Below are 21,946 nucleotides of genomic sequence, written 5' to 3'. Positions count from 1 at the left end.
AGTCATGGTCATGGGTACTGATTTTCCGGCGCGCGCAGTTATTGACCTGTCGGCACTGGAAAAAAACCTAAATCAGCTGCGCAAATGTGACTCTAATGTTTCGGCAATGGCAATTGTGAAAGCCAATGCCTATGGGCATGGAGGGGTGCAGATTGCTCGCGCCGCCTTGGAGTTCGGGGTGAAATGGTTCGGGGTGGCGCAACTGGCGGAAGCTATCGAGTTGCGAGCAGGTCTTACTGGTTTTCCACAAGCCCGTATTTTTACTTGGATTTTCAGTCCGGACGCGGATTTAGAAACCGCAATCAAAGCTGATTTGGATATTGCAGTATCAAATCCTGAAACTTTACTCCGTCTTGTCAGTGCTGCTCGTGCGGTAGGTAAAACAGCGCGTGTTCATTTAACGATTGATACCGGGATGGGGCGTGAGGGCGCGCTGCCCGATAAGCTATCTCCCTTGCTGTCGGCGGCGCAGCTCGCCAGTGACGAGGGAACGGTAGAGATTGTCGGAATCTGGTCGCATTTGGCGCGTGCAGATGAGGTCGGGGCTGGGCAAGATGCTACTTTAAGGCAGCTTTCGCGTTTTGGGCAATCGTGTAAAGCTGCGGAGCAGCGTGGATTTACCCGGCTGATTCGTCACCTTTCGGCTTCTTCGGGACTGCTGTGGTATCCACAGGCACATTTTGACCTGGCGCGGTATGGAATCGCCATGTATGGTCTCACTCCGAATCCGGCACGGGCGACTACCGCCAGTTTGCAGCTCACCCCAATTATGCGTTTGGAAGCTGACCTTATCAGCGTAAAGAGAATCCCAGCTGGTCACCCGGTTTCCTATGGGGGAACTTGGGTAGCCCCGCGCGATACCTATATCGGGATCGTGCCGCTGGGATATGCGGATGGAATTGACCGCCATGCCTCCGGAAAAATCTGGGTCGCCGCCAACGGGCAGAAATATCCGCAGGTAGGTCGGATTTGCATGGATCAGTTTATGGTGGACTTAGGTAACACTCCGGATGGGCAGCCGCCATTAAAGCCGGGAGAAACCGTACGGCTTTGGGGGGATGGCTCTCAGGGGGAGCCTACCGCCGACGATTGGGCTGGGGCTGCCGACACCATAAACTATACGATTGTTACTGCCCTTAATTCCCGGGTGCCGCGAATTTATATTTAGGAGGAAGCGTGCCTTTTACTATCAGAGTCAATTCACCTGATTCAACGCGCGCAGTCGGAGAGCTATTAGCCAAGCAGCTTCGGCGCGGTGATTTAGTGATGCTTTCGGGGGGTCTGGGAGCTGGTAAAACTACTTTTACTCAGGGCATTGGTGCTGGTTTGCAGGTTAAAGGGCGGATTTCGTCCCCTACTTTTATTGTGGCGCGGGTGCACCCGTCCCTGATGGGTGGAGCTGACCTGATTCATGCCGATGCTTATCGAATCAAGGATTTGACCGATTTGGAGACTCTCGATTTAGATTCAACTTTGGACGAAGCGATTACGGTTATCGAATGGGGAGAGGGTAAAACCGAGCAGCTGTCGGGTTCTCGGCTGGAGATTACAATTAACCGACAACAGGGAGGGAGCGCTACCAGTGATAATGGCGTGATTGACCTCGCGGAAATGGATGATGGTAAACGAGATATCACTATCAGATCTGTTGGTGAGCGGTGGCAAGAAACTGATTGGGAACAGGTGTTTTACCAGTTTATTTAAGGGTTAAGAAAAGTAGGTTAGAAATATGCGGATATTGTGTATTGATACTTCATTAGGGGCTTCGGTTGCGCTTTGGGATGACTGTTCGCCTACTCCGCTTTTGGCTTCCCGTTCTAGTGCTGACTCACGTTCTCATGCAGAGCATCTATCTGACCTGGTCAGTCAGGTTATACAGGAGGCTTGTGGGTGCGCCCTCGCGAAAGCTGGTATTGAGGCGGTGGCGGTAGGACGTGGCCCAGCTCCTTTTACCGGGTTGCGTTCTGGGTTAGTAACTGCCCGCACGATTGGTTTTGCGTTGGGAATTCCGGTGATTGGTATTAGTTCGCTGGATGCGCTTGCGCGAGCGGTTTTAGATTTGGTGTCGCCAGATAAAGAGGTCTTAGTGGCTACTGATGCGCGTCGTAAAGAGGTTTATTGCGCCCAGTATCGCGCGGATGGACCGGATGATGTTTGCCTACTTTGGGGACCAGAAGTGGGTTCAGCCAGTGATTTTGCTAATCGGGCAGCTAAACCAGGTTTGATTGTGGCTGGTGCGGGCGCGGAGCTTTATCCGCAAGATTTACCTCCGGAGTCGGGACTGCCTACCCAGGTGGAGGCAGCGGTCTTGGGTCGCATTGCCAAAGTTCGTCTTAATTGGGTTTTACCTGCGGATTTATTGGAAACAGTTTCTCCGCTGTATTTGCGCCGACCGGATGTGCAGCCTCCTAGCCAGGTAAAATAGCTTCGTGACTCGTTGCGTTCCTTTAAGTATCGAGGACGTGCCTGCGCTGCTTGCCCTGGAGCGCTCTTGTTTTGGGGGAGAGGCTTTTAAGGACACGCAGCTGCGGCAATTGCTATCTGCCCGTTATGGGGTAGCTATTGGGATTTGGGAGGATTCTCTTTTGCTGGGGGCAGCATTGCTGGAGGTGCTGGTTCCGGAATCTGAGCTACATTCCCTGGCGGTGCTACCCGGAAAACGTCGCCAAGGGCTAGGAGTCGTCCTCTTAAAATCTGCCCTGCGCGTGGCTCGGAGGCGGGGGGCAACTGAAATGTTTCTGGAAGTGCGTCGCTCTAACCAGGCGGCGATTGCGCTTTATGGACGCGCCGGTTTTGTTTCTTTGAGTGTGCGCCGCGGATATTATTCCCATCCCCGCGAAGATGCTTTGGTAATGCAAAAACGCCTGGCACGTCCTTCTCCTGGGCCTATTGGGGCGGAGGTGACCTCCCCTTAACCTTGGGTGGAAGGTATTTTGAAACTTTACGCTTTCCCAATTGCAACACAATTATCTGATTCTTTTTTGGAAAGAGAGCTCTTTTTTCCTAAATGTTTTCGGTTTCCTCTCCTGAATTAGTAGATTAAAGAAGCAGGTAAAACCGGTTTTAGTGTTTTTTATTTCTGAATGGGTTTCCTTAGTCGTCTGCGTATAGACCCTAATTCCTAGGTGAGTCCAAACCGGTGAGTTAGCCTATTGACCGTGGCCAATACAAAAGAAATTCAGAAGAAGCGAAGCTGGAACACCCTGGTCTTCGCGAAACAGTGCATGGCCGTTACCGGCGTATTTTTTGTGCTGTTTGTGTTAATGCATTCCTACGGCAACTTGAAGATTCTGGCGGGTGCTGATGCCTATAACGGCTATGCCCACCACTTGCGGGTCTTCGGTGCCCCTATCCTGCCTTATGAAGGCTTGCTTTGGATTTTGCGCGTACTGCTTTTAGCCTGCGTGATTATCCATATGGTATGTGCCTTCCACCTGTGGCATCGCGCCAGCAAGGGACGAGGCTCTCAGAAGTACGTAGTCAAACAGAACGTGGTTAACAACTACGCGACTCGAACTGTGCGTGTCGGATCCGTGTTGCTAGCACTGTTCATCTTCTTCCATATTTTCCACTTCACCACGAAGTGGGTGCAGATTGGCGCAGGGGAAGCCTATAGCTCTGCTACCTGTAAGGTTGGCGAAGAGATGATTCCGGTAGCACCATGGAACATGATGGTGACCACGTTCTCGCCAGCTAACTGGTGGACCTTGATTATTTACTTGGGTGCGGTAGCTATTGTGGCACTGCACGTGGGACACGGCGTATGGTCCGCCCTGCAAACAATGGGTTGGATCCGGGAAAACACGCATAAAGCGACCGTTTATATTTCCGGGATCGTGGGGCTATTGCTGTTCGCCATGTTCGCCATCCCACCGCTGTATCTGGTAATCACCAACCCCGCTCCGGTGGCGTGTTAGTTAGGGAAGGATGCGTAAGATGACTGAACAACAAAACCTAGTCGACGGTCTCTACACTGTCGGTGAACCGATTGCTGACCAGAAAGCCCCGCTAGATGTACCGATTGAAAACTGCTGGAAGCAACGCAAGTTTAATGCGGCGCTGGTTAACCCGGCTAACCGCCGCAAAATCAAAGTGATCGTGGTGGGCACCGGCCTGGCAGGGGGCGCCGCTGCGGCTTCGCTAGGCGAAATGGGCTACCACGTCGATGCCTTCTTCTACCAAGACTCTGCTCGTCGGGCACACTCGATTGCGGCTCAAGGCGGGATTAACGCGGCGAAGAATTATCGCAATGACAACGACTCTGACTACCGCCTGTTCTATGACACGGTTAAGGGCGGGGACTACCGCGCTCGGGAAACTAACGTTTACCGCCTGGCCGAGGTCAGCGCTAACATTATTGACCAGTGTGTAGCGCAGGGCGTGCCTTTTGCCCGCGAATACGGCGGCCTGCTAGATAACCGTTCTTTCGGTGGGGTGCAGGTTTCCCGTACTTTCTACGCCCGGGGTCAGACGGGGCAGCAGCTGCTGATCGGCGCCTACCAGGCGCTGCAGCGTCAGGTCAACGCGGGAACCGTGGTTTCTCACTCCCGTCATGAAATGGTGGAACTTATCGTTTCGGACGGTCGGGCGCGCGGGATTGTGGCTCGCGATATGGAAACTGGTGAACTGGAAACTTTCACTGCCTCAATTGTTATTTTGGCGACCGGTGGCTATGGGAATGTTTTCTTCTTGTCCACCAACGCTATGGGGTGTAACGGTACTGCTGCTTGGCGTGCTCACCGTAAGGGTGCTTATTTTGCTAACCCTTGCTACACCCAGATTCACCCGACTTGTATTCCGCAGCATGGTGATCAGCAATCTAAACTCACTTTGATGAGTGAATCCTTGCGTAACGATGGACGTATTTGGGTTCCCAAGAAGAAAGAGGATTGCAAGAAAGACCCGCGGGAGATCCCGGAAGAAGATCGCGACTACTACTTAGAGCGTATCTATCCCTCTTTCGGCAACTTGGTTCCCCGTGATATTGCTTCACGACAAGCCAAGAATATGTGCGATGAGGGTCGCGGGGTAGGCCCCGAGATTGACGGTGTCGCTCGCGGCGTTTACTTGGATTTCGCGGATGCGATTGAACGTATGGGCAAGGAAGCCGTATCTGCCAAGTACGGCAACTTGTTCGATATGTATAAGCGGATTACCGATGACGATCCTTATGAGGTTCCGATGCGGATTTACCCGGCGGTGCACTACACCATGGGCGGGGTTTGGGTTGACTATGACTTAGAGACCACTATCCCGGGTCTGTACGTGGGCGGGGAAGCTAACTTCTCTGATCACGGCGCTAACCGCTTGGGTGCGTCTGCTTTGATGCAGGGACTATCTGATGGTTATTTCGTGTTGCCGAACACGGTAAATGACTACCTGGCTCATACCTTGGATTGGGAAGATCTTCCGCAAGATCATCCTGATGTGGTAGCTGCCAAAGCCCAGGCGCAAGAGCGTATTGACCGCTTGATGGCGATTGATGGTACCCGCTCGGTGGACTCTATCCACAAGGAACTCGGCCACATTATGTGGGAATACTGCGGCATGTCCCGTACCCGCGAGGGGCTGCAGAAAGCTATCGGCTTGATTCGGAACCTGCGTAACGAGTTCTGGACCAATGTGCGAATCCCGGGCAAGAAGAGTGGCGAGATGAACCAGTCACTTGAACGCGCCGGTCGCTTGGCTGACTTCCTTGAGCTGGGTGAGCTGATGTGTATTGATGCGTTGCATCGTGAAGAATCCTGTGGCGGTCACTTCCGGGAAGAGCACCAAACTCCGGAAGGAGAGGCTATGCGTGACGATGAAAACTTCATGTATGTAGCCGCTTGGGAATGGAAAGGTGAGGATCAGCCCCCTGTGCTGCACAAGGAGGATCTGATTTACAACAATATCGAGGTCAAGACAAGGAGCTACAAGTGAACATCACTTTGCGAATCTGGCGTCAGGCTGGCCCAGACGCCGAGGGAGCTATCCACGAATATCAGCTCCACGGAGTTAGCGAGGATTCCTCTTTCCTGGAAATGCTGGACATCCTCAATGAGGATCTATTTGCTCGCGGGGAAGAGCCGGTCGCGTTTGACTCGGACTGCCGCGAGGGAATTTGTGGTATGTGCGGCCTGGTGATTAACGGGGTTCCGCATGGAAACCATTCCCCGGATCCGAAAGATAACACCACCACCTGCCAGCTGCATATGCGTTCCTTCAAGGATGGGGACACTATCACCATTGAGCCTTGGCGTTCAAAAGCATTCCCGATCATTAAGGATCTGGTGGTTAACCGGAACGCTTTGGATCGTATTATTCAGGCGGGCGGATACATTTCGGTTAATACCGGCGCCGCTCCGGATGCACATTCCACTCCGGTTCCCAAGAAAGATGCGGATCGGGCTTTCGAGGCCGCGGCCTGTATCGGTTGTGGAGCGTGTGTGGCTGCTTGCCCGAATGGTTCGGCGATGCTATTTACTGCTGCGAAAGTGACTCACCTGGGTCTTTTGCCGCAAGGTAAACCGGAGAATCTCCGGCGGGTTACCCAGATGCTTAACCGGATGGGTGCTGAAGGATTCGGTGGATGCACCAACTTTGGTGAATGTGCGGCGGTATGCCCCAAGCAGGTTCCGCTGGACTTTATCGCGGTACTAAACCGACAGCTCGGAAAAGCTGTTCTGTCTGGAGTTTAAATCTGCAGCTAACAGTTAAATAGCCGTTCTTTTGCATGGCCAAGGCGGGCTCGGAGAAAAATCTCCGAGCCCGCCTTCCATATGTGCGGTGCCTGCTGGGGTATAAATAAAAAGCGGTCTTCTTTCCGGTTGGCTGCGCGCGCCAGCGCGAATCCATACTCTTCACATCTTCTGGGCTGATATTTGTCTTGCTTTTTTCTGTGAGTTCTTATGCCGCACTCTGTTTGTCATTATCTGGTGTGATGATTCTTAAAGCCTAGGGGGCTTAAGAGAATTAAAGTCCAGCTACTGCGGTTATTTTCTGGGACAACCAGCAGTGTTTCCTTACCGATACCTTTAAAACGATAAATGCATAGTTGTATTATAGGAACGTTAAAGTAATAGCTGTTCCTTTTTTCTTCTTGCAGGCAGGTTTGCGCCCGAAACCTCGAGCAGAGAAAAGGCGCTAATGGCAAGGTTTTGATGAGGGATATATGAAAACGTATTTTAAGAGGATTCCCCAGTGGATGCGCTCTGTTTTAGCAACTTTGGCAGGATTTGCGGTTGCTATCACCGGAGTGTCCCTGGGGGTAAGTGCATGGGCTGAAGAGGCTAATAATCCGGCAGGGGGGGGCGCTAAAGCTCCAGGCGGTATTGCCACCCGCGAGGCAATTGAATCTCCAGGTTCGGCCAAGAAAGGTGACTCCATAGTGGGTCTCACCGGCGTTCCCTATGGGGATAACATCGTCGGTATCAGTAAATATAAGCCACTAAAAGGTATCCGGGTCTATGCGCAATGGTACGAAAAGAACGGCAAAACCTACGTTGCCTCCCCGGTGTATACCACTACCTCTGGTGATGACGGCAAGTGGGGCATATCCATGCAGCCGTTCCTCATGCCCGACGGTAAAGTAGCCAAGTTTGATGCTGACCCCAATCTTCCCGAGGGTGAAAAATGGCGGGTTTGGTCCGATAACTGTCCCCAGAAAACTGATTTCTTCGGAGACGGTCGGGACACCGCTTGTTACCCAGATTTAGCGGTCGCCTATACTTACGGGAACGCTTCAATTTACCCGCAGTCGGTCACCTATGAAATCCAAGCGGGAACTAATATCGGGATCGATCCTAACGTAGTCGAAACCGCTAAAATCTGGTATCAAGAAAAGCCTAAAAACGATTTCATGCACCTCAAAGAGGGACAGGAGGGCTACAGCTCTTCTGAGGGGGTAAAAATAACGTCTCCTACTCCCAGCGGAACTGTAGATGGCCGGGTAATCTGGAATAACTTCCGGGATACCGGTACTAACTGGGAAGCTCCGGGCGTTGGGGCGTGGCTGGGATATGATCCAAAGAAGGGTGATAATCCGGCTCCCAATATGGTGGTGAAAGCCACCTATCTATCCGATTACGCGGTTGCCAAGATTCACAGCGATGCTCCGAAGAGCGAAAAAATGAAGAACGCTGGAATGAAAGCCGATGGTAGCGGAAAAGTCCGCGGAGCTGGCTGGGACTGGCAGAAAGAAGCGGCTTTACAAGAATGGATTAAAGAGCAAATACAAGCTGAGGGCGCAGAAAAATGGTATGCCGAGACTGCTTGGGCTAAAACCAATAGCGATGGGGAATATGCGATTCAGTTCCGGGGGACCTGGGGTGAATCCTGGGACAAATGCGGATACGATTCGAAAGTAACTCCTGACAACACCTGTTTTCAGGGTGAAGGAGAAGTAAACCACGATAAAGCCAGCGAATATGGTTGGCATACCCTGGCTCCCACCTATGAAAAAGGCTCCTGGGTTAATACCCATGTTGTTCATATTGGGGACAAGAAAAACCCGAAGCATATTAACCGCGACTGGCTGTACGTATCCGTACAGGATGTACCAGAGGGCGCGATAGCGGTCGGTCCCTATATGTACAACAACTTCACCGGTTGGGGTCAGGTTGATATGGCTAACCAAGGTGGTGGCTGGGTTCCCAACAGCTCCGGTGGCTGGGATACCCATGGCACTACGCTTTACAGCAACCAGACGAATACTAATTTTGGTATCAGTGCCAACATGATTACTTTCGACGTTACCCCCTACGACGCCACCTCTAACTGGGCGAAACCAGGAGATACTGCGCATACCAATACCGGGGGACTGCCCTACGAAGGGGCTTTAGCTACTTCCGGTAAATACAAGATTGTGTGGACTACGGATTACAACGCCGGTACGAACACGGTCGGAGAGGTTCTAAAAGAATGTGAACTTTCCGCAGCCGATGTTAAAGGCCAAATTCCAGATTGTCCTTTCACCGTGCCTAGTGATTTAAAGGAAACCACTACCTATATTGCGGTGATGACTAAAATCAACCCGGATGGAGTTGCGGTTTCGCAACCCATCGGCATTGACGGGTTTACCGCCTACGTTACCGACCAGCCGACTTTCCCGTGGGGGCAGGTTGGAAAGCCGTATCCGGATGATACTGACGTGACCGTTATCGAGGGCGAAAAAGCAACCGGTTCCCTGCCGATTTTTGACTCGAAGAAGGTCGATGTCCAGTGGAATTTCACCACTGCGGATGGCAAACCGCTACCGGAAGGCTGGAAGGTTGAAACCACCACCAATAAAGATGGAGTGGTTGACGGTTGGAAACTGGTGGGTACTCCCACTAAGGCCGGCAATTATGATGTACGCATTTTAGCTACTGCCACCGGCACGATTAAAGCCGATAACAGTGAGGCTAAAGATCAACAGTTCCAGCCATTGACAATCCCGTTCGAGGACACTTTGTCTATCCTGGATTTGTCCATTGAAAAAGACAAATTCGCGGTGGATGCTAACAGCGCTGATCAAACTACCAATTTGAGCGTGGCAGGAATGCCAGACGGAGCTAAAACGAAAGACTTTACGCTTAAGACAGCGGTAGACGGGATAACTCTCGCACAAGACGGGACGGTAACTGTCACCAAACAGGCTGCAATTGGTAAACATACTCTGGAAGTTCAATACCAGGTTGAAGAGCAAGTTGACGGTAAAGCTGTTACCCGCACCGTTATCGACACTGTTGAGCTGGAAGTAACCCAGAAAGTCGATACCGATGAAGACGGTGATACTGTTCCTGATTCGAAGGATAAGTGTGCTGGTACTCCTGTGGGCGCGCAGGTAGACAACGACGGCTGCTCGGTTGCGCCTTCTGTGGGTAAGGTTCCGGATATTGCTGGTCAGGTTAATAAGGAAATTACTCCGGTGAATGTTCCGGTTGATAATCCTGGTAAAGCTAAGCTGACTGCTTGTAAGGCTGAGGGTTTGCCGGCTGGTTTGGCTATTGCTTTGAATGAGCAAAAAGATGGTTGCGTGATTTCTGGTACTCCTAGTGAGGAAGCCAAGGATAAAGCGGTCACTGTTAAAGTCAGTTTCGAGCCGGTTGATAAGACTGATCAGCATAAGGGCGGAGATGTTACCGGCACTGCTAAAGCAACTATTAGCGCTGAAGCCGATGGTGACGGTGATACTGTTCCTGATTCGAAGGATAAGTGTGCTGGTACTCCTGCGGGCGCGAAGGCTGATGCTAATGGTTGTGCGGTGAAGCCGACGGTTGGTACACCGGTTGCTATTAGTGGGCAGAAGGGTAAGGAGATTACTGAGGTAGTGGTGGTTCCGGTTGATAATCCGGGTATGGCTGCTGTTACTTGTAGTTCTGATTCTTTGCCTGCTGGTTTGAGTGTTAAGTATTCTTCGGAGAAGAAGGCTTGTGTTGTTAGTGGTACTCCTAGTGAGGAAGTTAAGGACAAAGCGGTTACTATTAATGTGAATTATGATCCGCAAGATGGTGATGATACTAGTAATCCTGCTGGTAGTATCCCGGTGAATACTACTGCTACTATTACTGATCCTAATAAGGATTCTGATGGTGATGGTGTCCCGGATGCTTCTGATAAGTGTGCTGGTACGCCTGCGGGCGCGAAGGTTGATGCTGATGGTTGTGCGGTAGTTCCGGTTGTTGGTGATTTCGCGGTTAAGGGGATGGTTGGTAAGGCTATTTCTCCTGTGAGTGTGAAGGTTACTAATGATGGTAAGGCTATTGATTTGTCTTGCTTAGCTGATGAGCTGACGGCTGTTGGTTTGACTGTTAAGTTCGATGCTGCGTCTTCTGCTTGTGTTATTAGTGGTACTCCTACAAAGAGTATTGATAAGCAGGTGGATTTAACTGTCGGCTTTAAGCATCCTGATGGGGCTAAAGATACTGGTACGGTTAAGAAGAGCGGTAGTGCCTATGTGGCTAAGGATGATGATGGTGATGGGGTTGCTGATCCGAAGGATCCGGCCAACCCGGTTGCTGGCGAGGACAAGTGTCCGGGAACTCCTAAAGGCGCAACGGTAGACAACGACGGGTGCTCTGTACCGCCTACAGTAGGCAAGATTGACCCGATTGTAGGTGAAAAGGATAGCCCGATTGCCTCGGTTACTGTCCCGGTAGATAACCCCGGAAAGAGCAAACTTACTGCTTGCAAAGCCGAAGGGCTGCCGGCAGGGCTAACCATTGCCCTTAACAAAGAGAGGACAGCATGCGTAATCAGCGGTACCCCCACCGAGATAGTGGATCCTGGTAAGGACGTGAACGTCACGGTCAGCTTTGAACCGGTAGATAAATCAGCCGACCACCCTGGTGGTGATATTCAAGGTAAGACCAGCGTAACTATCAAAGACAACCTGACTGATGCTGATCGCTACAACCCGGCATACCCGGCAGTAACTGGGAAACCAGGCGAAAGCGTTAAAGCCTCGCAAACGGGAGATAAGAACGTTCCCGACACCGCTCGGTACGTCCTTGGCGATAATGCTCCTGAAGGGGCAAGCATTGACGCTGAAACTGGGCAGGTTACGTTGAACATTCCTGATACCGCTAAGAATGGTGAGGAAATTACTGTTCCGGTAAAGGTGAACTATGCGGATAACTCGGCAGATAACGCTACCGTGACCGTTAAGGTTCGCACCGATAAAGACAGTGACGGTAAGCCAGATCCGGTTGATCCGGAGAACCCGCAAGCCGGGGATGATTTGTGTCCAGGAACTCCGGCTGCCGATAAAGATAAGGTAGACGAGTTCGGTTGCACTCTGGCTGATCGTTGGGATCCGTCCTATGCTGATGTTAATGGTCAGGTAGGGAAGCCAGCGGTTTCTACGGCTCCGCTCTTTGATGAGGTAACTACCAAAGATAAGGACGAGAAAGCTGCGGCTCCCGAGGGAACCGTGTTTGCTTTGGGTAAGGACGCACCGGCGGGAGTCTCCATTGATGCTAAGACCGGGGTTATTACCTGGAATAAACCAGCTCAAGGAAACACCGAGATCCCGGTGGAAGTGACCTATAAGGATGGCACTATCGATAAGGTGAATGCCAAGTTCATGATTGCCCTACCAGGTGATGATGATGGTGACGGTGTTGCCGACGATAAAGACAAATGCGCCGGAACCCCGCAAGGTGCCAAGGTGGACGAGAATGGATGCTCAGTGGCTCCCAGCTTGCCGGACGTGCCTAAGATTACCGGTGAAAAAGGCAAAGCGATCGACCCGGTTGATGTGCCGGTAAAGAATCCCGGTAAAACCAAGGTCACCGCTTGCCAGGCCACCGGATTACCTGCCGGTCTAACTATCGAATGGAACGAGGGCAAACAAGCCTGCGTAATCAGTGGTACCCCCACTGAAGAGGTAACCGACGGGAAAGTTACGATTACTGTCGACTACACTCCGCAAGATAAGACCGATGAGCACCCCGGTGGGAAAGCAAGTGGCGAAACCACCGTTACTATTACCGATCCTGCAAAAGACGGTGACGGTGACGGAGTAGCTGACGACCAGGATAAATGTGCTAACACCCCGAAAGGTGCCACAGTCGATAAGAACGGTTGCGCTCTAGCGCCCAGCGTCCCGGTTATTCCCAACATCGAGGGGCAGAAAGATAAACCGCTAACCCCGGTGGTTGTTCCGGTAGATAATCCTGGTAAAGCCACAATTACTAGCTGCAAAGCCGAGGGGCTACCTAAAGGTTTGAGCATTAAGTGGGACGAAAAACGCTCCGCTTGCGTGATTAGTGGTACTCCAACCGAGATAGTAACTGGTCAAAAGGTAACTATTTCGATTGACTACACTGCGCCTGATGGAGCCAAGAAGCCCGGTAGCACCAAGGTTGAAACCATGGTGACTATCAAGTCGGCTGCTCGTGAGTCGCAAGATGTGGTGCCCGGTTCTCGTCTACCAAAGACTGGTGCTCCCATCCTGGGATTGTCCCTGCTGGCATTGGCGTTAACCCTCGCCGGTATGGGTACTTTGACCGCCAGACGCCGGAGAAGCTAAAGCGATACCAAACAGTTCTTTTCAGAGGTTTCATGGCAGCTAACAGCTGCGAGCACTGAAAAGAATTAGCGGTTCGCTAAAACTTCAAGGCGGGCTCGGAGAAAAATCTCCGAGCCCGCCTTTGCGCTTTCCAGAATGATGGTCGCCCTCTTACCGTAAGGTTACTTAGCCCGTTATTTACCGATAAACGCTAAACCCCACCCTCGCCCTCGTAAATAATTCCAAGAAATAGCGATAACCTGTTGCAAATGTCGGGAAATAGCCTACAATTGCAACATGCAAGTTTCAAATTGGGTCGCATCTATTGCGCAGCTATCAGAATCTGAGGGGGTATTCACCACTGCGCAAGCCGAGCGTACCGGGATACCTCGGGACGCGCTACATGACGCGGTGAAGGCGGGGCGGCTTGAAAGAATTATGCGCGGCGCCTATCGCATGGTGGGAGCGGGGGTAACTTATGTGGATGAGCTAATAGCAGTATGGAAACTGACTAATCCCGCAAAATTCACCTATGAGCGCATGAAAACATCGACTTGGGATGGCGTGGTAGTGGGGGGCTCTACGGCGGCGTCATTGCTAGAAGTCGGTGATTTTCATTTGTCTACGTATCGGTTGTATTCGCCAAAAAGATTTAACACCAGAAATCGCGCTGCAAACTTCGGTAGACGAAATGTTTCCCGCAGCCAGGTCGCGTTCGTAAAGGGCATTCCGGTTACTCGCCCCGAACGCACTATTTTTGACCTAATACTCGATAATGAAGACTTTTCTTTAATAGGGAATGCCTTTTACGATGCCTGGTATGCCAATCGAGGATTTAGCTTTAGCAGACTTGAGCAGCTGCTGATAAAGGAATATGGGGAAGATAAAGCGAGTCAGATTTATATAAATCTACTTTCCGAAGCGGGGCTTCTTGAAAAGGTGGAACGTGACCAGATATAGCACTTCCGCCGCCCTCGAAATGGCGGTTAAAGCTGCCGCGGCACTGTCGCCAGTCGAGACTGGACGTGCAATCACGTCTTTCTATTTCCATCGGCTTCTCTGTCGCGTGTTTTCATCGGAAAATACCACCTTTGTCTTAAAAGGTGGACAAGCTCCGTACGCCATATCGCCTTGCCTGAAAGCTTTCAGATTCCAGAAGAGTGGGGACAGCCACAAGAAAAGCAGTACGAAAAAATGTGGTTACAAACTGGTCTACCTGAGTCTCTGAAAACGGTTAGGGGAGCAGTAAAGCTCGCTGAAGCTTTACTTAGTCCAGCAGTTAAGATGCGCTTAGGGAAAATGACCTGGAATCCCGCGCTACTTCGGTGGGAGAAATAGTTAGTTAGCCCCGCCCTCGGGCTGAAGGGGAGTGAAACGGTACTTGCCTTTTCCTTTGCCTTTAACTTTACTAATCAGGGAGGCAGCCAGGAGTTTCCGCAAAAGTTCAGAGGCCGGGGAGGGGGTTATCCCCAATATCTCTGTTACCTGCGAACGCGAGAAAACGCCCTCATTCCCGAAGAAATCGTAGAGTTTTTGGGCGTGCCGAGCCGAGACTGGACTAAGACCTTTCCAGGCAATATCCTGATTTTCTAGTCTAATATCCTGGTTTTTAGCCCCAATATCCTGTTTTTTCGATAAAGTCCCATCGTCAGCGGAAGTAATGTCCTGAGTTTCCGGGGAAACTTCCTGCCTGTCAGACTCAAAAGCCTGATTCTCTGCAGTACTAACTAAACCGCTGATATGCAGATACCGATTTTTCAACTCATTTTCTTCTCCTAGCAGCAAGTTTTGCAAGAACTTGACTAGGTATTCGTTAGTTTCGTGAATCCCAGCAGTCAGGTTTTCGTAGTTCGCGCGCACCAGAGCGTTTCGAAAATACCAGGCATGTTTCGAAAAAGCGGTGTTATCGACAGTGAAACCCAAAGTACGGAGATACTTGATGAAAAATACGGCGGTCGTGCGGGTATTTCCCTCATCGAATAGGTGGATTTGCCACAATCTAGCCACAAAGGAAGCTAGGTGTCCAATAATTTCGGCGGTACTCAGCCCTCGGTAACTAAAAGCGCGCTCTAAAGCTAAATCGTATTCCAGGGTAACCATTAAATCGGCAGCATTCCCATAGGTGACAGTATCTGCGTCCAGCACCCATTCTTGCTTGGAGATATTGTAGGTGCGAACTTTTCCGGCCTGAGGATAGATTCCTGCAAAAAGCCGGCGGTGTATCGCCAGATACTGCGCAGCCGAGAAGACGAATCCGTCCTCAGATAATACTTGCGCAACCCGGGTAGCTACCTTATCGGCCTCCTCTACTCGGTTTACGCCTCGCTGAGGGTTTTGCTGATAGTAGGAATTAACCAGGCATTGAACTTCATCTAAAGTGATTTCGCCTTCGATGGAGCTCCTAGCGGTAGTTATTAGATACGGTGAGGGCGCTAAACCATCTACAGCTTGTAAACCAATTCCTGCCTGCCAAGCAGCAGTCAGAGCGCGTTGAGACGGGGATCCCTGGCGTACATAATGGGCAAATGGATCCTCTTTGGGTTCCCCAATCCCGCCTCTATCTGTCATCACACCTCCTGCTGCTAGTGTCATTTTAGCTGAGGTTTGCGTATTCCTGCCCATTCAATGTCCTGGTTTTTAGACCCAATGTCCTGTTTTTTGGCAAAGTCTCATTGTCAGCGGAGGCAATGTCCGAATCATATTCCAAGAGAGTTATTACAGCTAGAGGCGATATCGTTAGGTCGCAAATCTAGGTGTGGGTAAAATGGGAGTATGAGTGAGCCGTTAATATTGGGAATCGAGTCTACCTGCGACGAGACTGGCGTGGCGCTGGTGCGCGGGGGGAAACTATTGGCAGATTGTACTGCCACCTCGATGGATGAACATGCTCGTTACGGCGGAATCATCCCCGAAATTGCTTCCCGGGCGCACCTGGAATCCTTCCTGCCCACCTTACAGGCTGCCTGTGAACAGGCCGGGGTGGCGTTAAGCGAGGTAGACGCGATTGCTTGCGCGGCAGGCCCGGGATTAGTAGGCTCGCTGACCGTAGGTATTTCGGCGGCTAAAGCCTTGGCACTCGCCTTAGATAAACCGCTGTACGGCGTAAACCACGTAATCGGACACCTGGCGGTAGATGCCCTGGTAGAAGGGGAGTTTAATCCTCCTTTTATTGGGCTGATTTGCTCGGGTGGACACTCGAATCTGGTGCTGGTGCGCGATCTGGCTCGCGATATTACCGAACTTGGCGGTACCTTGGATGACGCCGCCGGGGAAGCCTTCGATAAAGTAGGGCGTCTGCTGAATACGCCCTATCCAGGAGGTCCGCATGTAGACCGCTTGGCGCAGGCGGGGGATAAGGAAGCTATCCGTTTCCCGCGGGGACTGGCGGCCGGTAAAGACAAAGAGCGTCACCGCTATGATTTCTCTTTCTCAGGTCTAAAAACTGCGGTCGCCCGCTATATCGAGGGTCTAGAGGCGGCCGGGGAAAGCATTAACCGGGAAAACATTTGCGCCGGATTCTCCGAAGCAGTAAATGATTCCCTGACCAAGAAAGCAGTCCAGGCGGCTCAGGATTTTGATTGCCGCGAGATCGTGGTGGGGGGCGGTTTTTCCGCTAACTCGCGTCTGCGCGAACTCCTCGCCCAGCGCGCCGAATCGGCGGGGATAACCGTGCGGATTCCTCCGATTCGGTTCTGTACCGACAATGGCGCTCAAATTGCTGCCCTAGGCGAGGCGCTAGTGAAAGCGGGAATGCCGCCCTCGCCGACAGATTTTGGCCCTGACTCTCAGATGGCGCTCACCCAGATTTATATGGCTCCTAGCCACAACGATACGGAAAAATCCCAGACCGCAAGCAATAATGCCCAAGGAAAAAGGGCAGAAACGGAAAGCATCTATCGAAAGGTGAAAGAAAACATGGCGAAATCATTTGACCAGATGCGCCCGGAATTTGAAAAAGCTGCTGAAAAAGCCGCTGACCGGATTAAACCTTTAGTAGAACAGGGACGCGAATATGCGGAAGAAACCCTAGAGAAAGCGCGCCCCTATATGGATCAGGCAGCTGAAAAAAGCAAAGAATATGTGGAACAGGTGGCAGAAAAGGCACGCCCCTATGTGCTTAAGGCGCGCCCCTATATGGAACAGGCCGCTGAGAAGGGTAAAGAGTACGCGGAAGAAACCATGGAAAAGGCGCGCCCCTACATGGAGCAAGCCGCGTCAAAAAGCAAAGAATATGCCGAACAGGCGGTTGAGAAAGGGCGTGAATACGCTAAACAGGCTCAGCAGCGTTTGCAGGAACGCTCACAAGCGCGGAAAACCGATTCCAATGAGCCATCGGTAACGGTAGAACCGCCTGACGATGTGGAGCCTAAATCCTAGCCCTGCGCTAACCAGGGTGTTTTACCTATCACCGCTCACTCCTGGTGATAGGTAAAACAAGCTAGGATAAGCGGCTATTTACAGGGCTCCAATACTAAGCAACGATGACCTGCGCCTACCCGGGTGAGTGCTACGGTCACGGTTCGCGGCGAGAATCCTCTGGTTTTCTTGGGCATTACTTTTTTGCGCCAGCTCGCAATATCGAGGATGACCCCACGTTTTAGCACGTCCAGGCGGGTTGCCTGGATGGTGCGTAGATAGGAACTGACGGTTTTTGTTTTCAGCGGTAAATCCTCAACTATGCGGTAACAAGTTGTGGCTAACGAATCCTCGGGAAGGGGCATACTGTTCCCGCTCAGATAGGCAATCCCGTTAGCTATGGGCGCTGCCAGTATTTTTTCGCAAAGGTCGGGAATAATTCCGGCGCGAATAATCGCGGGATTAGGGTCGAACAGGTAATCTCCTAAGCCGGATGCGGGCGGAACTTGCACATGGTTATCTCCCGGGCGGGAAGCGCTAGCGCATAAATACTCTTTTACCTGATTACCCTGAATAATCAGCGCAGAGCGTCCCGCGCCTTCGGGGGCTAAATTCAGGGAATAGAGGGCGCATTCAACCAAGTCCCCATCTACGCTAACCCATTGCGCATGGTAATTATCTGGTAAATAGCTAAGGTCGATTCCGGGCGCCATTTTTACCGCTAAATGCGATGCGCGTCCTCCCCAGGCAAGGACTTTTGAAAGTGGGGGTGACCAGGAATCAGGGGAGAGGGCGCGTCCGGTTGGGAGGCGGCGGGCAGGATCAAAAAATAGGGCGGGCAGGGGGTTTTGGATGGTTACCTGCTGTGCGCTCTCGCAATAGACTTGCGCGGAAGGTATCTCAGAAAGGTTAAGTGCTGCGCAGGTGGCGGCAGTGGGGCTAATATCTACTGCCCGCAATTGTTGGCAGCTAGATGCTAATTGCATCGAGTCCGCGCCGATTCCACACCCGACATCGATTAGGGTGTCGATACCGGCATCAGTAAAGCGTTTTGCCCGCTGTATAGATACTATTTTTCTGCTAGCTTGTTCTAGACCTTCGCGGGTAAATAGTTTATTTTTGGCTTCGTCACCGAGCTTTATTTGGGCTTTTTCCCGCAATATCCATTGGGTTTGTAAAGAGGCAACCAGGGCGGCGGGGTAGCGTTTACGTAGCTGTTTCGCAATCATTGGGGCTTCTAGTTGGCAAGGGTGAGGATACTTTTGGAGTAACTCCCATCCTTCTTGGGTAGTTAGCGTGGAAATCATCGAATCTTCGCAAGGTGGCAAGTGGGAGGTTAGCTGTTTCATTTCGCGAAAGCTAAGTGGCGTTTTGGCTGCTAACATCTTTTCTCCCTCTATTGTTTTTAGTCTAACTGAGGATTTAGGAACTTAGGTATTGGCGAAGCTACCTCGGCAGCCGCATATTCGCGCAGGGCGTAAGCATAAACTGGCACTCAGCTTGATTGAGTGCCAGAATGCACTTAAGCTAAATAGTGCATTTGGAGTTGCGAGACTCTGAAACAGTATCGGAAAGATGGCACCCGCGACGCCAACGCTCCGATACAACAACCGAAAGTTTTTTGGATAAAGAAAGGGAGGTCTGCAGTGTCAGTCTCCATTAAACCATTAGAAGATCGCGTCGTGATTCAGCAGGCAGAGGCGGAACAAAAGACCGCTTCCGGTCTGGTTCTTCCCGATGCTGCCAAAGAAAAACCGCAGGAAGGTAAAGTAATCGCCGTAGGCCCAGGTCGCATCGACGACCAGGGTAACCGGGTTCCGATGGATGTTGCCGAGGGCGACAGCGTTATTTACTCCAAGTACGGCGGCACCGAAGTTAAATACGGTGGCGAAGAATACTTGATTCTTTCTGCTCGAGATATTTTGGCAAAGGTAGAGCGCTAGTTATTAGCCTCGTTTATGCGGGGTTTGCCGCGTAAACAATAGCTGTTAAATAATCGGCGGGGTTGGAGAAATCCGACCCCGCCGATTCATGTTTTTGGCAATTAGCCCCTTAACGTCGCCTTCGTGGCTCTATTAAGGGTGCCCGGTGTTTTGGTACAACTGTAATCGCAGTAGCTAACTGGAAACTGTGGCGGATATGCGACGTCGGGGGCGAGAAAACTCGCCCCCGACCTTAAAACTATTTTGCTGTTATTTAACTACGCTGAACTACTTTTCTTTTGGCGCAGGCAAAATCACATCCCGCACCAGTTCTTGTAAATCGGTGTTCGATTTGAGGAATCCGCGCAGCGTCCGCACGGTGGGACCGAAAGTAGCGAACTCGTCTACACTCATGCCGTCTACCTCGTAGGCGCGGCGGAAATCTTCCACCTTCATCAAGGTTTCCATAATTTCTTCTGATACTGGCTGTTCAAACCGGTCTTCATAGCTGTAATCTGATTCTTGAATACGCTTTGCCCAAGCAAAAGGCGGAGAAATCACGATATCTCCCCCAACTAGCTCGGTGTACTGCATAGTGTTACGGAAGGCGGCTACTAGCATTCGGGCTCTAAGACCGCGCTTTTCAAATTCGGCGACCGCTTTCTTTACGGCAGCGATTCCGCCCCATTCCAGGTGTCCGGGATTTAGCACCAGTTTGTCGCGATTAGCGCAAATCTTCAGCCAGTCGTCCAGGCGACCAACCATCAAGGTAACTACCGGTCCCATCTGGGAAACGTCTTTGCCTTCGGCTTCGCGCCGCTGTAGACCGCGCTCGATGGCTTCGCCGGAACGAACCGCTTGCGCTACCGAGAAAGAGACGGTCACGTTTATGGATACGCCGCGGTAGGTGGCGTCCTCAATAGCTTCAATCCCGGTCTTGGTGGCAGGTACTTTTACCACAATGTTGGGAGCCATTTCAGAGAACTCTACTGCCTGGTCGGCTAATGCCTGGGCGTTGCGGTAGTTCGCCGGATCGGTTTGTACCGAGAGGCGACCGTTACGACCATTGGAGGCTTTGAATGCCGGTTCCAGCAGTTTTGCGGCTTCGATAGACATATCTTTTACTGCTTGCCAACCGATTTCGGACTCGGTGGCGGTGGGCATATCTTCGGCAATCTTTTTAATCCGGGGAGCCCAAATATCTAAATGTTTAGAAATGGTGGTGTAAGCGATAGTGGGGTTGCAGGTTGCGCCTACCCCGCCCCAAGAAATTGACTGCCGTAGTTCTTCTAGGTCGGAAGAATCGTTCCATAGCGCAGTTTTAGAATTCTTGGCTGCATCTAATAACGGACCGGATACTGGTTTAATCTCGCTCATTTTGTCTCCTTGAAACTGCTTGACACCGCCATCGGTGCTGCTATCTTCCAGGGTAAGGGAAAAACTATTAAGCGTCAAGACTTTGATATAACAATAGAGCAAAGAATTTGGTGGCAGTAATCATATTTAGGGCATTAAATCTGCTTTTATCTGGACTGATGCGAGTAAGGGTCGGTAATCAAAGGGGTTGATAGCCTTGTTGGTTAGACCTGACAAACTCCCGGTGTCCCTAAGGAAGGAGTGCTGTGGCGGGGGTGGAGTCCCCGCGGTCTCGTCCTGATAATTGGAGAAATGCGAAAAACTACAGGCTAATAGTGAACTTGTAGCGAGAGGCTCGGTAGACATGATCGCCAAGCTCAATTGGTCTGCCTGACTGGTTATAAGAGATGCGACGCATATTCAAAATAGCTGCTCCGCGTGGCTCTTGCAGAGTCTCTGCCTCCTCAAGGCTGGCTTTACGGGCTGAAATCGTTTGTTGTGCCGAAAATACTTCATGCCCATGTTTATGCATAGTCTCGTAGAGACCACCGGAGCGTAGTTCCTTTTCGCTGGGGGCAGTATCGATTGGCAGATGGTTAGTCATGATTGCCAAAGGCTCGTTATTTGCCAGGCGTAAACGGACTACCTGGATTACGCTCTGACCTTTGTTAAGGTGTAAATCTCTGGCCACGTCCTCGTCGGCAGGGACTTCCGTATAAGAAATAACCTGGGTAGTGGGTTTTTGGCCAGACTCTTTTAAATCGTCATACAGGGAAGACAGTTTAACTTGTCGATGAATTTCCTTGGGGGCAACTATAGTGCCAACCGCGCGTTTGCGCACCACCAGGCGCAAATCCACCAAGGTTTGCAGAGCGCGACGGGCGGTAGGGCGGGAAACTCCCAGGCGGGAAGCCATAGAAAGCTCGTCCTCTAGCTTGGCTCCTGCCGGAATCGTTCCGTTCAAAATGAGTTCTTTTATCGGTTCGGAAATCTGGTGGTACAGAGGAATCGGGGAGTTATGGTCAAGGTCAATGTTTGTTATGTAGGTCTTAGGGGTTGCCATCGCAATCTCCTTTTCCAATCTGCATTACCAGATGATTTTAACGCGTAATGTTAATTAAGCCTGACATTAAGCAGAATACACCTAAAGTTAATAATTTCGGGAGATTTTTGCCTCTAACTGGGGTTCTCGCGGGATAGTCGCCGGGGAGCACACTTTGTGTTTATGGTTTATGAGTAGAGGCTTTTCCTGCCCTGAAATCTTTGCTAGAATGTTAGTACAAATAAAGGGTTTGTGTTTTAGCTTCAGGCAGACCCAGACAGTGCAGTCTATATAAAC

At 51.3% G+C, this 21,946-nt stretch carries 14 protein-coding genes and 1 pseudogene; 11 read left to right on the top strand and 4 right to left on the bottom strand.

From position 1 onward, the window contains the following. The first annotated feature begins 4 nt into the window (after positions 1-4). From alr to QZT94_RS06865, 9 genes are all read left to right on the top strand, one after another. Positions 5-1,168 (top strand): alanine racemase, encoded by a 1,164-nt coding sequence (gene alr, locus QZT94_RS06905; protein WP_072510275.1) that lies wholly within the window; start codon positions 5-7, stop codon positions 1,166-1,168. 8 nt (positions 1,169-1,176) lie between these two features. Next, positions 1,177-1,704 (top strand): tRNA (adenosine(37)-N6)-threonylcarbamoyltransferase complex ATPase subunit type 1 TsaE, encoded by a 528-nt coding sequence (tsaE, locus tag QZT94_RS06900; RefSeq protein ID WP_296760820.1) that lies wholly within the window; start codon positions 1,177-1,179, stop codon positions 1,702-1,704. Between the two features lie 25 nt (positions 1,705-1,729). Continuing rightward, positions 1,730-2,425 (top strand): tRNA (adenosine(37)-N6)-threonylcarbamoyltransferase complex dimerization subunit type 1 TsaB, encoded by a 696-nt coding sequence (tsaB, locus tag QZT94_RS06895; protein WP_072510273.1) that lies wholly within the window; start codon positions 1,730-1,732, stop codon positions 2,423-2,425. A gap of 4 nt (positions 2,426-2,429) precedes the next feature. Continuing rightward, positions 2,430-2,915 carry a ribosomal protein S18-alanine N-acetyltransferase gene (gene rimI, locus QZT94_RS06890; RefSeq protein WP_296760818.1) on the top strand — a complete coding sequence of 162 codons (486 nt, stop codon included), beginning with the start codon at positions 2,430-2,432 and terminating at the stop codon, positions 2,913-2,915. A gap of 243 nt (positions 2,916-3,158) precedes the next feature. Beyond that, the gene (locus QZT94_RS06885) at positions 3,159-3,917 is read left to right on the top strand and encodes a succinate dehydrogenase (protein ID WP_296760817.1); all 759 of its coding nucleotides are present in this window, start codon (positions 3,159-3,161) and stop codon (positions 3,915-3,917) included. Between the two features lie 19 nt (positions 3,918-3,936). Beyond that, entirely contained in the window at positions 3,937-5,922 is a 1,986-nt protein-coding gene (locus QZT94_RS06880; protein ID WP_296760815.1) for a fumarate reductase/succinate dehydrogenase flavoprotein subunit, read from the top strand. Beyond that, entirely contained in the window at positions 5,919-6,680 is a 762-nt protein-coding gene (locus QZT94_RS06875; RefSeq protein ID WP_296760813.1) for a succinate dehydrogenase/fumarate reductase iron-sulfur subunit, read from the top strand. The genes QZT94_RS06880 and QZT94_RS06875 overlap by 4 nt, the downstream gene beginning before the upstream one ends. 473 nt (positions 6,681-7,153) lie before the next feature. Beyond that, positions 7,154-12,994: a YPDG domain-containing protein gene (locus QZT94_RS06870; RefSeq protein WP_296760811.1), complete on the top strand. Its 5,841-nt coding sequence runs from the start codon at positions 7,154-7,156 to the stop codon at positions 12,992-12,994. A gap of 276 nt (positions 12,995-13,270) precedes the next feature. Further along, positions 13,271-13,933, top strand: a complete 663-nt coding sequence (locus tag QZT94_RS06865) for a type IV toxin-antitoxin system AbiEi family antitoxin domain-containing protein (protein ID WP_296760809.1) — start codon at positions 13,271-13,273, stop codon at positions 13,931-13,933. A gap of 378 nt (positions 13,934-14,311) precedes the next feature. On the opposite strand, the gene QZT94_RS06860 is transcribed toward QZT94_RS06865, so the two are convergent. Next, positions 14,312-15,541, bottom strand: a complete 1,230-nt coding sequence (locus QZT94_RS06860; RefSeq protein ID WP_296760807.1) for a Fic family protein — start codon at positions 15,539-15,541, stop codon at positions 14,312-14,314. 204 nt (positions 15,542-15,745) lie between these two features. Between QZT94_RS06860 and tsaD the strand changes: the two are divergent. Continuing rightward, positions 15,746-16,792, top strand: a pseudogene (gene tsaD, locus QZT94_RS06855) (tRNA (adenosine(37)-N6)-threonylcarbamoyltransferase complex transferase subunit TsaD); the annotation flags it as partial. Positions 16,793-17,424: 632 nt separating this feature from the next. Here the strand turns inward: tsaD and QZT94_RS06850 are convergent. After that, a complete protein-coding gene (locus tag QZT94_RS06850) occupies positions 17,425-18,714 on the bottom strand; it encodes a methyltransferase domain-containing protein (RefSeq protein WP_079985917.1) in 1,290 nt (429 codons plus the stop codon). Positions 18,715-18,975: 261 nt separating this feature from the next. Between QZT94_RS06850 and groES the strand changes: the two genes are divergently transcribed. Next, on the top strand, positions 18,976-19,272 hold the full coding sequence (gene groES / locus QZT94_RS06845) for a co-chaperone GroES (protein WP_072510264.1): 297 nt from the start codon (positions 18,976-18,978) through the stop codon (positions 19,270-19,272). Between the two features lie 267 nt (positions 19,273-19,539). Here the strand turns inward: groES and QZT94_RS06840 are convergent, their stop codons facing one another. Both QZT94_RS06840 and QZT94_RS06835 read right to left on the bottom strand, forming a co-directional pair. Beyond that, a complete protein-coding gene (locus QZT94_RS06840) occupies positions 19,540-20,628 on the bottom strand; it encodes a transaldolase family protein (protein WP_296760802.1) in 1,089 nt (362 codons plus the stop codon). A gap of 301 nt (positions 20,629-20,929) precedes the next feature. Beyond that, entirely contained in the window at positions 20,930-21,670 is a 741-nt protein-coding gene (locus QZT94_RS06835; RefSeq protein ID WP_072510262.1) for a GntR family transcriptional regulator, read from the bottom strand. Between the last annotated feature and the right edge of the window lie 276 nt (positions 21,671-21,946).

The organism is Varibaculum sp., from assembly GCF_008661855.1.
Lineage (GTDB): Bacteria > Actinomycetota > Actinomycetes > Actinomycetales > Actinomycetaceae > Varibaculum > Varibaculum timonense_A.
Note: the sequence above shows the minus strand (reverse complement) of the source record. Positions and strands in the feature narration are given on the sequence as shown.